The organism is Azospirillum canadense, from assembly GCF_025961225.1.
In the GTDB taxonomy this organism is placed as follows: Bacteria; Pseudomonadota; Alphaproteobacteria; order Azospirillales; family Azospirillaceae; genus Azospirillum; species Azospirillum canadense.
Map to the genome: position 1 here is coordinate 2,300,927 of NZ_JAOQNG010000001.1, position 12,703 is coordinate 2,313,629.

14 protein-coding genes are annotated in these 12,703 nt (G+C 68.4%); 10 read left to right on the plus strand and 4 right to left on the minus strand.

Annotated features, from left to right (window positions below; genetic code table 11):
• Positions 1-6: 6 nt before the first annotated feature.
• The 4 genes from M2351_RS10915 to M2351_RS10930 all read right to left on the minus strand — a co-directional run bounded on the left by M2351_RS10915 (position 7) and on the right by M2351_RS10930 (position 2,701).
• Entirely contained in the window at positions 7-1,182 is a 1,176-nt protein-coding gene (locus M2351_RS10915; protein ID WP_264656097.1) for a zinc-dependent alcohol dehydrogenase, read from the minus strand.
• Entirely contained in the window at positions 1,179-1,967 is a 789-nt protein-coding gene (locus M2351_RS10920; protein WP_264656098.1) for an SRPBCC family protein, read from the minus strand. Before M2351_RS10920 ends, M2351_RS10915 begins: the two co-directional genes overlap by 4 nt.
• A complete protein-coding gene (locus M2351_RS10925) occupies positions 1,964-2,398 on the minus strand; it encodes a DUF3775 domain-containing protein (RefSeq protein WP_264656099.1) in 435 nt (144 codons plus the stop codon). Before M2351_RS10925 ends, M2351_RS10920 begins: the two co-directional genes overlap by 4 nt.
• Positions 2,399-2,494: 96 nt before the next feature.
• Positions 2,495-2,701 carry a hypothetical protein gene (locus M2351_RS10930; protein WP_264656100.1) on the minus strand — a complete coding sequence of 69 codons (207 nt, stop codon included), beginning with the start codon at positions 2,699-2,701 and terminating at the stop codon, positions 2,495-2,497.
• Positions 2,702-2,823: 122 nt separating this feature from the next.
• On the opposite strand from M2351_RS10930, the gene M2351_RS10935 reads away from it, so the two are divergent.
• The 10 genes from M2351_RS10935 (at position 2,824) to M2351_RS10980 (ending at position 12,604) form a co-directional block, all read left to right on the plus strand.
• On the plus strand, positions 2,824-3,483 hold the full coding sequence (locus tag M2351_RS10935) for an alpha/beta hydrolase (protein ID WP_264656101.1): 660 nt from the start codon (positions 2,824-2,826) through the stop codon (positions 3,481-3,483).
• 86 nt (positions 3,484-3,569) lie between these two features.
• Positions 3,570-3,920 (plus strand): CidA/LrgA family protein, encoded by a 351-nt coding sequence (locus M2351_RS10940; protein WP_264656102.1) that lies wholly within the window; start codon positions 3,570-3,572, stop codon positions 3,918-3,920.
• The gene (locus M2351_RS10945) at positions 3,917-4,639 is read left to right on the plus strand and encodes an LrgB family protein (RefSeq protein ID WP_264656103.1); all 723 of its coding nucleotides are present in this window, start codon (positions 3,917-3,919) and stop codon (positions 4,637-4,639) included. Before M2351_RS10940 ends, M2351_RS10945 begins: the two co-directional genes overlap by 4 nt.
• A gap of 381 nt (positions 4,640-5,020) precedes the next feature.
• A complete protein-coding gene (gene leuA, locus M2351_RS10950; RefSeq protein WP_264656104.1) occupies positions 5,021-6,730 on the plus strand; it encodes a 2-isopropylmalate synthase in 1,710 nt (569 codons plus the stop codon).
• Positions 6,731-6,956: 226 nt separating this feature from the next.
• Positions 6,957-7,943, plus strand: a complete 987-nt coding sequence (rfaD, locus tag M2351_RS10955) for an ADP-glyceromanno-heptose 6-epimerase (RefSeq protein WP_264656105.1) — start codon at positions 6,957-6,959, stop codon at positions 7,941-7,943.
• Between the two features lie 68 nt (positions 7,944-8,011).
• A complete protein-coding gene (lgt, locus tag M2351_RS10960; protein ID WP_264656106.1) occupies positions 8,012-8,818 on the plus strand; it encodes a prolipoprotein diacylglyceryl transferase in 807 nt (268 codons plus the stop codon).
• A 173-nt stretch (positions 8,819-8,991) separates the two neighbouring features.
• A complete protein-coding gene (locus M2351_RS10965; RefSeq protein WP_264656107.1) occupies positions 8,992-10,107 on the plus strand; it encodes a class I SAM-dependent methyltransferase in 1,116 nt (371 codons plus the stop codon).
• Positions 10,108-10,139: 32 nt separating this feature from the next.
• On the plus strand, positions 10,140-10,907 hold the full coding sequence (gene pgeF, locus M2351_RS10970) for a peptidoglycan editing factor PgeF (protein WP_264656108.1): 768 nt from the start codon (positions 10,140-10,142) through the stop codon (positions 10,905-10,907).
• 163 nt (positions 10,908-11,070) lie between these two features.
• Positions 11,071-11,490 carry a bacteriohemerythrin gene (locus M2351_RS10975; RefSeq protein WP_264656109.1) on the plus strand — a complete coding sequence of 140 codons (420 nt, stop codon included), beginning with the start codon at positions 11,071-11,073 and terminating at the stop codon, positions 11,488-11,490.
• A 178-nt stretch (positions 11,491-11,668) separates the two neighbouring features.
• The gene (locus M2351_RS10980) at positions 11,669-12,604 is read left to right on the plus strand and encodes a ribose-phosphate pyrophosphokinase (protein WP_014199935.1); all 936 of its coding nucleotides are present in this window, start codon (positions 11,669-11,671) and stop codon (positions 12,602-12,604) included.
• The last annotated feature ends 99 nt before the right edge of the window (positions 12,605-12,703 follow it).

The following is a 12,703-nucleotide window of genomic DNA, read 5'->3' on the forward strand; positions in this document are numbered from 1 at the left end:
TTCCCGTCACGGCGTGAAGACGACCCGCATGCAGTCGTCGATCTTTTCCTTGAACATGCGGTAGCCGCGCGGACCGTCGTCCAGCGACCACTTGTGGGTCAGCAGGTAGGACGGGTCCAACTCGCCCTTCTCGATGTGCTCGAACAGGCGCTTGACGTAGCGCTGGCCGTGCTGCTGGCCCATGCGGAAGGTCAGCGCCTTGTTCATCGCCGCCCCCATGGGGAACTTGTCGATGAAGCCGCCATAGACGCCGACGATGGACAGGGTGCCGCCCTTGCGGCAGCACTCGATCATCTGGCGCAGCACCGCGGGCCGGTCGTTCTCCAGCCCGATGGCCTGCTTGGTGCGGTCGTACCAGTACTCGATTCCGGTGTCGTAGCCGTCGGCCTCCATGCCCACCGCGTCGATGCAGACGTCCGGGCCGCGCCCGCCGGTCATGGCCAGCAGCGCATCGAAGACGTCCACGCGGGTGTAGTCCAACGGCTCCGCCCCGGCCTTCATCTGGGCGGCCTCCAGCCGGTACGGGTAGCGGTCGATGCCGATCACCCGCTCCGCCCCCATCAGGTAGGCGCTGCGGATCGCCATCTGCCCGACGCCGCCGCAACCCCAGACCGCGACGATGTCGCCCTTCTTGATGCCGCCCATGTCGGCGGCCATGTAGCCGGTGGGCACGGCGTCGGAGACGAACACCGCCTTCTCGTCGCTCACCCCCTCCGGCACGCGGAAGCAGTTGGTGTCGGCGAAGGGGACGCGGATGTATTCGGCGTGGCTTCCCGCGTAGCCTCCAAACGCGTGGCTGTAGCCGAAGATGCCCGCGGTGCAGTGCCCGTAGGCGGCCTCCTCATAGGCCGGCTGCGGGTTGGAGTTGTCGCACAGCGAGTATTCCTCGTGCTGGCAGTGCCAGCACTTGCCGCAGCCGATGATCGACACGGTGATGACCCGGTCGCCGCGGTTCAGCCGCAGCACCTCCGGGCCCTTCTCCACCACCTCGCCCAGAAACTCGTGGCCGATGACGTCGCCGGGCTTCATGGTCGGGACATAGCCGTCGATCAGATGCAGGTCCGACCCGCAGACCGAGGACAGCTTGACCTTGATGATGGCGTCGTGCGGGCCGAGGAGCGTCGGGTCCGGCACCCGCTCCACCCGCAGGTCGTTGACGCCGTTCCAGCAGAGCGCCCTCATTCCATCACCTCCCTCATGCCCCGGTTGCCCCTGGGTTGGCCCTTGATGGTGGGCAGCTCGCCGGCTTCCACGATCCGCTTCAGCCGGCGCAGCGCCTCACGCGCCTGCTGTTCCGGCGCCATGCCGAACAGCCGCGACACGGCGCGCCCGCCGGCCCCGGCCGGCGGCTGGTAGACCAGCGTCAGCCGCACCTCCGTCCCGCGGTCACCCGGCGCCGGCTTGAACATGACGGAGCCGCGGTGCGGAAGCTGCGCGCCGTCCAGTGTGTGCCAGGTGATCAACTCGTTCTCCCGCACCTTGTCGAGCGCGCTGTGCCAGACGACCTCCACGCCGCCGGGACCGTGGGCCTTCCAGCGGCTTTCCGTGTCGGACAGCACCTCCACCGCGTCCAAGTGGGGGAACAGCTCCGTCAGGTTGCGGAAGTTGCGCCAGTGGCGGAACAGCTTGTCCGGCGGAGCGGCGACGGTGACGTTGGCCTGCGTGGTGGTCGGTTCCCGCTGCGCCGTGGGAAGCAGCCCGGCCACGCCCGGCAGCCGTTCGGCCGCGTCGCCAAAATCACCCAGCCCGAGATTGCCCTCGCGGACACGGCGCGCCACCGGCTCGGCGATCGGCACGCCGGCCGCCCCGGCCAGGAACAGACCGCCGCCGAGCGCCGCCAGCGCCCAGCTGCCGCGCCGCAGGCCCGCCAGTCCCAGCGCCGTGCCGCCCATTATGGCGATCCAGCGCTCCGTTGTTCCGGAATGGGCCGTTCCAGAGCGGGCTTCCGTCACCGTCGCCTGCGTCATTGGCCGTTCTTCTTCTTCAGGAGGTTCAGCTCGTACAGGCCCTTCATCAGATAGTCGTGCAGGTCGATCCGCTCGGAGATGTCCGTGTAGTGGGAGGCGTCCGGCGCCCGGCCGGCCTCGTCCAGCGCGCGGTCCCACTGGTTGCCGGCGAAGTCGCCGCGCCCGACCATCATCACGGCGCGCAGCTCCGTCCGCTGCTCCGGCGACAGGTCTTCCAGCATGCGGGTCAGCTGGTCCAGCGCCCCGCTGGCGTCGGTGGACATGATGTTGAGCGCGTCGAGGTCGGTGGGGTTGCGCGAGCCGCGCTCCGCGGACTGTTCGCCGAGGTCGATGTTCCGCATGCCGGCGAGGAAACGCTGACGGTCGGCCATGGCCTCGTAGGCGAGGTCGGCGGCCTGCTTCACGATGTCGACGGAGATCTGCTTGAACATGGTTCGCACTTCTTCTTGAAGGTTTCTACGGCTCTGCCCGGCGCCAACAGCCGGGCTGCGGGTTCGTCGCAAGGCAGCGACGATCGGGGGCGGCGCTCAGCTGCTGCGGTTGCGCTGCTCGTCGGAGGCGCCGCGCCCCCCGCCGGATCCCGATCCGCGCTCGCGCCCTTCCCCACTGGACTGGTTCTGGCCCGGCTTGTTGCCTTGCGCCTTGTCCGGATCCGCATGGCCGGCTTTCGCCGCCTTGCCGGGACCGCCGCTCTGGTGCTTGTCCTGCTCGGTGTCGCGGTTGCTGCGGGTCATCGCGCATCTCCCTCTGTGTCTCTCCGCGGACAACCGCGGATTCGCCGACGAGGTTCCGAGGCAACACGGGACGGGAGCGCGGTGTTAGCAGGGGAAAGGAAACGCAACCTGGAGAGACACCCATGCCGCTTCTGTCGGCCGAGATCGACGAACGCGTGGAGGAGGGCTACCACCCCGTCCGTCTGGAAAGCGACCGGGGCACCATCGAGGCGCGCTTCACCCCGGCGCCGGAGGGCAAGGGCCTGAAGGGCGACCTCGCCGTCATCTGGGTGGGCGGGATCGGCGGCGGCTTCGACACGCCGGCCCGCGGACTCTACCCGCGCCTCGCCGCGGACCTGACCCAGGCCGGCATCGCCGGGCTGCGCATCCGCTTCCGCAACCCGCACGACCTGGAGGAGGCGGTCTACGACGTGCTGTGCGGCCTGACCTTTCTCGGCCGGCAGGGCATCCACCACACCGCGCTGGTCGGCCATTCCTTTGGCGGTGCGGTGGTGATCCAGGCCGCCGCCTCCAACCGCGGCGCGGTCTGCACGGTGGTGACGCTGGCGACCCAGGGCTTCGGCGCCGACCCGGTGAAGGACCTCGCCTGCCCCATCCTGCTGATCCATGGGGAGGCCGACGAGATCCTGACGCCCATGTGCTCCATCCACGTCCACCGCATGGCGCGCGAGCCCAAGAAACTGGTCCTGATGCCCGGCGCCAGCCACTGCCTGGACGAGACCGCCGAGGCCGTCTGCCGCGAGCTGCGCGACTGGCTGACGGAGAAGCTGCTGGCCCTTTAGCGCAAGGCAGATGCCGCGAATCCCCGGTCCAGCAGCGGGGGCGGAGGCGTTAGGGTGCGCGAAAATCCCGATACCCGGAGCCCCCGATGCTCGGCACCCTGACCATCCTCCTCCTCTGCCAGCTGGCGGGCGAGTTGATCGCCCGCATCCTGCACCTGCCTGTTCCGGGGCCGGTGATCGGCATGGTCCTTCTGTTCATCGGCCTTCTGGTGAAGGGCGACGTGCCGACGCCCTTGCAGGACATGGCCGGCGGCATCCTGCGCCACCTGTCGCTGCTGTTCGTGCCGGCCGGCGTCGGCGTGATGGCGCACCTGCACCGGCTGGGGACGGAAGCGCTGCCCATCGCCGCGGCCCTGTTCGGCAGCACGCTGCTCGGCGTCGCCCTGACCGCTTGGGTGATGGCCGCCCTGTCCCGCCGCGGGGAGGACCGGCGATGAGCCCCGATTTCCACGAGATCTGGGTCTACCTGTCGGCCAGCCCGCTCGCCGGCCTGACCCTGACTCTGGTCGCCTACCAGGCCGGCCTGTGGGTGTTCGAGCAGTTCGGGCGCCGGCCGATCCTGAACCCGGTGCTGATCGCCGTTCTGCTGATCGCCGGGCTGCTGACCGCGACGGGGGTCGAGTACCGCACCTATTTCGACGGCGCGCAGTTCGTCCATTTCCTGCTCGGTCCGGCGACGGTGGCGCTGGCGGTGCCGCTCTACAAGCAGTTCAACGAGGTCCGGCGCTCCGCCCCCGCCCTGATCGTCGCCCTGCTGGCCGGTTCCGCCGCGTCGGCGCTGAGCGCCGTCGGGATCGCCTGGGCCTTGGGCGCGTCGGAGCGCACGCTGCTGTCGCTGGCGCCGAAGTCGGTCACCTCCCCCATCGCCATGGGCGTGTCGGAGCAGATCGGCGGCTTGCCGTCCCTGACCGCCGTCTTCGTGATCCTGACCGGCATCATCGCCGCCTCGCTCGGCACCTGGGTCCTGAACCTCGTGCGGGTGAAGGACTGGCGGGCGCGCGGCTTCGGCATGGGCGTGGCGGCGCACGGCATCGGCACTGCCCGCGCGCTCCAGGTCAACGAGGTCGCCGGCGCCTTCGCCGGCCTCGGCATGGGGCTGAACGCGCTGGCCACCGCGATCCTGCTGCCGGTGCTCTACCACCTCATCTTCGGATGAACGCGCAACAACATTTCATGGAATCGTGGCTTGACATGCACGGATCACCTGCGCACAGTACGCGCCATGATCCGCATCGACCACACGAACGCCCTTCTGCGACTTATCACCCCGGCGCTTTGAAGCGTCCGGGTGTTTGCGTTCGTCTGCCCTTTTCCCTGGTCGAAGTGTTCTTTTCCCATGAGTGCCCACTCTCCCTTGAGAGCCCATTGCACGCGACGTGTCTCCCGGTTGGGGCCGGGGCTGCGACTTAGAAACGGTCGCTGAGCCCGCCCGGCAGCTTGGCGACCGTATCCCCGCCGGTCCAACCACGACACGAGACAACGCCCCGCGCATGGCCAGACGCGAAATGCCAGGGGCCCTTAGGGATCGAAAAGCACCATGAACGCCATCACCACGCCGGCCACCTCCAACGCCCCCGTCGCCACTGGCCGCCACGAGAAGTACACCCCCTTCCCGCAGGTGAAGCTGACCGACCGCCAGTGGCCGAACCGCAGCATCGAGAAGGCGCCGATGTGGTGCTCCGTCGACCTGCGCGACGGCAACCAGGCGCTGATCGAGCCGATGGGGCCGGACCGCAAGCGCGCGATGTTCGACGCGCTGCTGACGATGGGTTTCAAGGAGATCGAGATCGGCTTCCCGGCCGCATCGCAGACCGACTTCGACTTCTGCCGCGAGATCATCAAGGGAGGCAAGATCCCGGACGGCGTCACCATCCAGGTGCTGACCCAGTCGCGTGAGGAGCTGATCCGCCGCACCTTCGAGGGCATCAAGGGTTCCAAGCGCGCCATCGTCCACCTGTACAACTCGACCTCCGAGTTGCAGCGCCGCGTCGTCTTCGGGCTGGACCGCCAGGGCATCGTCGACATCGCCGTCGCTGGCACGAAGCTGATCAAGCAGCTGGCCGCCGAGCATCCGGAGACGGAGGTCGTCCTGCAATATTCGCCGGAGAGCTTCACCGGGACGGAGCTGGACTTCGCCCTGGAGATTTGCGAGGCGGTGATGGAAACCTGGGGCGCCAGCGCCACCAACAAGGTCATCCTGAACCTGCCGGCGACGGTGGAGATGTCCACCCCGAACATCCACGCCGACCAGATCGAGTGGTTCTGCCGCAACATGAAGAACCGCGAGGCGGCGATCATCTCCCTGCACCCGCACAACGACCGCGGCACCGCCGTGGCGGCGGCGGAGCTGGGCGTGATGGCCGGCGCCGACCGCATTGAGGGCACGCTGTTCGGCAACGGCGAGCGCACCGGCAACGTGGACGTCGTGACGCTGGCGATGAACCTGTTCACCCAGGGCGTCGATCCGGAGCTGCGCATCGACGACATCAACGAGATCGTCCGCGTCTCCGAATACTGCACGCAGCTGCCCGTCCCGGCCCGCCACCCCTACGCGGGCGAGCTGGTCTTCACGGCCTTCTCCGGCTCGCACCAGGACGCCATCAACAAGGGGCTGAAGGCGCTGACCAAGTCCAACTCCGGCAAGTGGGAGGTCCCGTACCTGCCCATCGACCCGCAGGACTTGGGCCGCAGCTACGAGGCGGTGATCCGCATCAACAGCCAGTCGGGCAAAGGCGGCATCGCCTATGTGCTGGAAAAGGACTACGGCATCCAGATCCCGCGCCGCCTGCAGATCGAGTTCTCCAAGGTCGTGCAGCGCATCGCCGACGAGACCGGCAAGGAGCTGACCCCGGCCGACATCCACGCCGCCTTCAAGGCCGAGTATCTGGACGCCGAGCAGCCCCTGTCCCTGATCGAGCATTCGACGGAGCCGCGCGGCCCGAACTCCGGCGTGCGCGTCCTCAACGTGGTGGTGTCGCGCAACGGCAAGCCCGCCACGCTGAAGGGCTCGGGCAAGGGCCCGATCGACGCCTTCCTGGACGCCCTGCGCCAGGGTGCCGGCATCGATCTGCACGTGGTCGATTACCGCGAGCACGCCGTCGGCGAGGGCGAGGACGCCCAGGCCTGCGCCTTCGTCGAGGTGAAGACCAAGGACGACCGCACCCTGTTCGGCGTCGGCATGGACGCCGACATCGTGACGGCCAGCCTGCGCGCGCTGGTGAGTGCGGCGAACCGGGCGGTGAAGTAACCCCCACCCTAACCCTCCCCCGCTGGGCGGGGGAGGGAACTCCGCCGCTTCTCCCGCAAGCCATTCCCCCTCCCCCGCCCAGCGGGGGAGGGTCGGGGTGGGGGCAAACGTCCGGCCCCACCACCCCTTCGTGGGCCCCACCTTGCAGCCCCGTTCCCCGCCGCCTATAAGGACGCAACGGACAGACACCCGTCCTTTCTTTCGGTCCGGCGGCAAGGAACAGCGCATGATCGTGGTCACCGGTGGGGCCGGTTTCATCGGCTCGAACCTCGTGGCGGCCCTGGCCGCGCGCGGCATCACCAACGTCGCGGTGATCGACCGCTTCGGCACCGACGAGAAGTGGCAGAACCTCGCCAAGCGCGAGGTGGCGACCCTCGTCCCGCCCGAAAACGCGCTGGCGTTCCTTGACCAGTTCGCGGCCGAGATCGACGTGGTCTTCCACCTCGGCGCCATCTCCGCGACCACCGAACGCGACGTGGACAAGATCGTCGCCAACAACGTCGCTCTGACGCTCGACCTCTGGCGCTGGTGCTCTTGGCGCGGCGCTCGGCTGATCTACGCCTCCTCCGCTGCGACCTACGGCGACGGCTCGGCCGGCTTCGACGACGACGGCTCAAGCGAGGCCCTCGCGAAGCTCCGCCCGCTGAACGCCTACGGCTGGTCCAAGCACCTGGTCGATCGCCGCGTCGCCCGCGTGGTGGCCGACGCGGACATCGTCCCGCCGCAATGGGCCGGCCTGAAATTCTTCAACGTCTACGGCCCCAACGAGCAGCACAAGGACGACATGATGAGCGTCGTCGCCAAGCTGTTCCCCAAGCTCCAGGCCGGCGAACCGGCGCGCCTGTTCAAGTCGCACCGCCCGGAGTTCGAGGACGGCGGGCAGCTGCGCGACTTCATCCATGTGGACGACTGCGTCGCGGTGATGCTGTGGCTGTACGACAACCCGCAGGTCAACGGCCTGTTCAACGTCGGCACCGGCAAAGCCCGCAGCTTCAAGGACCTGGCGCTCGCCACCTTCGCCGCCATGGGGCTGGAGCCGCGCGTCGAGTATTTCGACATGCCGGAGCATCTGCGCGGCAAGTATCAGTATTTCACCGAGGCCAAGACCGAACGCCTGCGCGCCGCCGGCTTCACCCAGCCCTTCACGGAGCTGGAGGACGGCGTGCGCCGCTACGTTCAGGACTTCTTGTCCCAGCCCGACCCCTACCGCTGACGCTGCCCCACCCCTTCCCCGCTCCCGCGTGGGAGGGAGAACACAACAACAAGAGGCATTCGCCGCGCATGCTCGCCCTCGCCTTTCCCGCCATCGACCCGGTCGCCGTGGAATTCGGGCCGATCGTCATCCGCTGGTACGCGCTGGCCTATCTGGCGGGCTTCGTGCTGGGCTGGCGCTACTGCCTGCATCTGGCGCGCACCAACCCCGGCCGCCCCTCGCCGGAAGACTTCGACGACTTCCTGACCTGGGCGGTCGTCGGCGTGATCCTGGGCGGGCGCACCGGCTACGTGCTGTTCTACAACCTGCCCTTCTACCTGGAAAACCCGCTGGACGCGCTGAAGGTCTGGCACGGCGGCATGTCCTTCCACGGCGGGTTGATGGGCGTCGTCGTGGCGATCCTGCTGTTCTCGTGGAAGCGGGGCATTTCCGCGCTGGCCTTCGGCGACCTGATCGCGGCGGCGGCCCCGATCGGCCTGTTCTTCGGCCGCATCGCCAACTTCATCAACGGCGAGCTGTACGGCCGCGCGGCACCCGACGTGCCGTGGGCGATCGTCTTTCCGCGCGACCCGCTCCAGCTGCCGCGCCACCCCAGCCAGCTCTATGAATCCTTCCTGGAGGGCGCCGTGCTCTTCACCGTGCTCTTCATCGCCGTGCGGATGCCGGCGGTGCGGCAGCGGCCGGGCATGGCGGCGGGCATCTTCTTCATCGGCTACGGCCTGTCGCGCATCATCGCGGAATTCTTCCGCGAGCCCGACGCCCAGCTGGGCTTCCTGTTCGCCGGGGCCACCATGGGGCAGCTGCTGTCCCTGCCGATGGTCCTGTTCGGCGTAGCGCTGGCCCTCTACGCCGCCCGCCGCCCGGCCGTTGCTTGAGTTCTGCTTTTTTCACCACAAAGGCACTAAGACACAAAGAACGTCACGAAGGATCATCGGCTCACACTCGCGCCGTTTCATGCCAAGCGCTCCTTTGTGAAATTCTTTGTGTCCTTTGTGTCTTTGTGGTGTTCCCCTTTGACCCGACCGGACCAACCGGGACCGCGACCGCCATGACCGACACCCCCGACAGCCTCGCCCAGCACCTCGCGCGCCGCATCCTGCTCGGCGGGCCGCTGTCGGTCGCCGCCTTCATGGCGGAGGCGCTGGGCCACCCGCGCTTCGGCTACTACATGCGCCAGGACCCGTTCGGCGTGTCGGGCGACTTCACCACCGCGCCCGAGATCAGCCAGATGTTCGGGGAGCTGGTCGGGCTGTGGTGCGTCGACACCTGGGCGCGCCTCGGCGGGCCTGCCCCCTTCCACCTCGTCGAACTCGGCCCCGGCCGCGGCACGCTGATGCAGGACGCGTTGCGCGCCGCCGCCCTCGTCCCCGCCTTCGGCCAAGCCGCCCAGGTCCACCTCGTCGAGACCAGCCCCACCCTGCGCGACCGCCAGCGCCAAACGCTCAAAGACCGGTCCGTCACCTGGCACGACCGCCTCGACGACGTTCCCGAGGGCCCAACCCTGATCATCGCCAACGAGTTCTTCGACGCCTTGCCGATCCGCCAGGTCCAAAAGACCAACCACGGCTGGTTCGAGCGGCTGGTCGACCTCGACCCCGAATCCCCTCCCGAGTCCCCCCGCTTCCGCTTCGTGCTGGAGGCCTTCGGCAGCTCCGGCGCCCGGTTGGTGCCGGACCGCTTGCGCGACGCGCCGGAAGGCAGCGTGGTGGAGGTCTCCCCGGCCTCGCAGGCCGTCGCCCGCCTGATCGGGGAACGGCTAGCCACCCAGCCCGGCGCCGCCATCGCCATCGACTACGGCTACAGCCACGGTCCTGCGGTCGGCGACACGCTCCAGGCCCTGCGCCGGCACGCCTACGCGCCCGTGCTGGAAACCCCCGGGGAGGCCGACCTGACCGCGCATGTGGACTTCGCCGCCATCGCCGCCGCCGGGCGGGAAGGCGGCGCGGAGAGCTTCGGCCCGGTGGACCAAGGCGACTGGCTGGTCCGCCTCGGCATCCACCCCAGGGCCGCCGCGCTGAAGCGCAGCGCCACGCCGAAGCAGGCCGCCGACATTGATTCGTCACTCAACCGCTTGATCTGCCAAGATCAAATGGGCACCCTGTTCAAGGTCCTCGCGCTCGCCACCCCCGGACTGGGGGCTCCGGCCGGATTCGAGGTCCCATAACAACGAGACCGGCACAGCAAAGGGACGGGTCTGTGATCACGCTTGGCGCGCTGAACGACATCACCCACATCCGACACGCCTTCTTCACCCGCACGGGCGGGGTTTCCACAGGGCTCTACGCATCGCTCAACGTCGGGTTCGGCTCTGGCGACGCGCCGGCCGCGGTGGCGGAGAACCGCGCCCGCGCCGCCGCCCGGCTGGACGTGACGCCGGACCGGCTCGTCACCTGCTACCAGGTGCACAGCCCGACCTGCGTCGTCGTCACCGAGCCGTGGCGGCCGGAGAACGCGCCCAAGGCCGACGCCATGGCGACGAACCGGCCGGGCATCGCGCTCGGCATCCTGTCGGCCGACTGCGCCCCGGTGCTGTTCGCCGACGAGAAGGCCCGGGTGATCGGCGCCGCCCATTCCGGCTGGAAGGGCGCCCGCGGGGGCGTTCTGGAGGCGACCGTAGCGCGCATGGTGGAGTTGGGCGCCAAGCCCGGCCGCATCGTAGCATGCATCGGCCCCTGCATCGCCCAGCGCTCCTACGAGGTCGGGCCGGAATTCCCCGGCCCCTTCCTGGAGGAGGACGCGCGCAACCGCGACTATTTCGCCCCCGCGCGCAAGCCCGGCCATTTCCTGTTCGACCTCGTCGGCTACGTCGCGCGCCGACTGGGCGACGCCGGGGTCGAGGTGATCCAGCGCTGCCCCAACGACACGGTGGTGGAGGAGGACCGCTTCTTCAGCTACCGCCGCTCCTGCCTGCGCGGCGAGGCGGATTACGGCCGCGGCCTGTCGGCCATCGTCCTCCAGGGCTGATCCTTTTGGGCGAGTGGGGCTGGGCGAGTCGGGGTGGCACCGCCGCCGCCCCGCTCTCATCAGTACGGGTCACTGCCAGTTCGGATGACTGATTGATTGCCATCTTACCTATATCGGGTAAGATCGATCTCCTGCGTGAACACGTTTCGCAAAGGGGGCCGGGATGCAGCTCGACTGGCGCGACGAAATGGTTCTCGACAACGGGGGCCTCGACACCGACCACCGGCTCCAGCACGAACTGATCCGCCAGTTCGTCGACCTGCCCGGCGAGGACGCCAAGCGCGACCACGCCCTGGCCCTGCTGGAAGAGCTGCGCAACGTGTCGTCCCGCCATTTCCTGCGGGAGGAGCGCATCCAGGCCTCCATCCGCTACCCGCAGATTGAGGAGCACCGGGCGCAGCACCGTCGGCTGGCCACTTTGCTCGACGAGATCATCGACCAGGTGGAGGCGCGCGAATCGGTCTTCACCTACGCCTACACCAAGAGCAAGGCCGACGAGCTGCTGCAATTCTGGTTCTTCGACCATTTCGCGAAGGCCGACATGCGCCTGAAACCGCACCTTGCCAAATTCGCCGTACGGTGACGCTTGCGCCATGCGGAACGCGCAAGGCCGGGCTTCTGCGACCTCTTGGACGGTCCGTCATGGAACGTTTACATAGGCACGCCCCTTTGTTATGGTCCGCCGCGTTTTCAAGGGGCGACGTCGGGCCATACCCGCCGCGCGCCCTGAAACCTTTTCCCTGCAGAGAGAGCCGACTGCGATGAAGGTGCTTGCCGGCAACAGCAACCGTCCGCTGGCCGAGGCCATCTCCACCTGTCTCGGCGTGCCGCTGACCAAAGCGAGCATCCGCCGGTTTTCCGACATGGAGGTGTTCGTCGAAATCCTGGAGAACGTGCGCGGCGAAGACGTGTTCGTGGTCCAGTCGACGTCGTTCCCGGCCAACGACAACCTGATGGAGCTGCTGGTCACCATCGACGCCCTGCGTCGCGGGTCGGCCCGGCGCATCACGGCGGTGCTCCCCTACTACGGCTACGCGCGCCAGGACCGGAAGACCGGCCCCCGCACGCCCATCTCGGCCAAGCTGGTCGCCAACCTGATCACCCAGGCCGGCGCCAACCGCGTGCTGACGATGGACCTGCACGCCGGCCAGATCCAGGGCTTCTTCGACATCCCGACCGACAACCTGATGGCCGCCCCGGTGTTCGAAAAGGACATCCGCGCGACCTTCGAGGACATCGGCGAGGTGACGATGGTGTCGCCGGACGTCGGCGGCGTGGTGCGCGCCCGCTCGCTGGCCAAGCGGCTGGACGCCGACCTCGCCATCATCGACAAGCGGCGCGAGCGCGCCGGCGTGTCGGAGGTGATGAACATCATCGGCGACGTCAAGAACCGCCGCTGCATCCTGCTGGACGACATCGTCGATTCGGGCGGCACACTGTGCAACGCCGCGGTCGCGCTGATGGACGCCGGTGCGAAGTCGGTCCACGCCTACTGCACCCACGGCGTGCTGTCCGGCGGCGCGGTCGCCCGCGTGGCCGTCTCCCCGCTGGAGCAGCTTGTCACCACCGACAGCATCCAGGCGACCGAGGCGGTCCGCGTGTCCCGCAACATCCGCCAGCTGACCATCGCCCCGCTCCTCGCCGACGCCATCACCCGCATCAGCGAAGAGCGCTCGGTGTCAAGCCTGTTCTCGTAAAGCACTCGGCTTTTCGAACGAAGATGAACGGAGCGGCCTCGGCTGCTCCGTTTTCGTTTGCGGGTGCGTCCATACCATCCCCACCGGGCAAACGACACT

Bases quoted from the DNA above. Each gene is read 5' to 3' on its own strand.
- M2351_RS10965 (WP_264656107.1), top strand. From the start codon at position 8,992: ATGACCGACACCCCCGACAGCCTCGCCCAGCACCTCGCGCGCCGCATC.
- M2351_RS10925 (WP_264656099.1), bottom strand. From the start codon at position 2,398: ATGTTCAAGCAGATCTCCGTCGACATCGTGAAGCAGGCCGCCGACCTC.
- M2351_RS10930 (WP_264656100.1), bottom strand. From the start codon at position 2,701: ATGACCCGCAGCAACCGCGACACCGAGCAGGACAAGCACCAGAGCGGC.
- leuA (WP_264656104.1), top strand. From the start codon at position 5,021: ATGAACGCCATCACCACGCCGGCCACCTCCAACGCCCCCGTCGCCACT.
- M2351_RS10935 (WP_264656101.1), top strand. From the start codon at position 2,824: ATGCCGCTTCTGTCGGCCGAGATCGACGAACGCGTGGAGGAGGGCTAC.
- lgt (WP_264656106.1), top strand. From the start codon at position 8,012: ATGCTCGCCCTCGCCTTTCCCGCCATCGACCCGGTCGCCGTGGAATTC.
- M2351_RS10920 (WP_264656098.1), bottom strand. From the start codon at position 1,967: ATGACGCAGGCGACGGTGACGGAAGCCCGCTCTGGAACGGCCCATTCC.
- M2351_RS10915 (WP_264656097.1), bottom strand. From the start codon at position 1,182: ATGAGGGCGCTCTGCTGGAACGGCGTCAACGACCTGCGGGTGGAGCGG.
- M2351_RS10975 (WP_264656109.1), top strand. From the start codon at position 11,071: ATGCAGCTCGACTGGCGCGACGAAATGGTTCTCGACAACGGGGGCCTC.
- M2351_RS10980 (WP_014199935.1), top strand. From the start codon at position 11,669: ATGAAGGTGCTTGCCGGCAACAGCAACCGTCCGCTGGCCGAGGCCATC.
- M2351_RS10945 (WP_264656103.1), top strand. From the start codon at position 3,917: ATGAGCCCCGATTTCCACGAGATCTGGGTCTACCTGTCGGCCAGCCCG.
- M2351_RS10940 (WP_264656102.1), top strand. From the start codon at position 3,570: ATGCTCGGCACCCTGACCATCCTCCTCCTCTGCCAGCTGGCGGGCGAG.
- rfaD (WP_264656105.1), top strand. From the start codon at position 6,957: ATGATCGTGGTCACCGGTGGGGCCGGTTTCATCGGCTCGAACCTCGTG.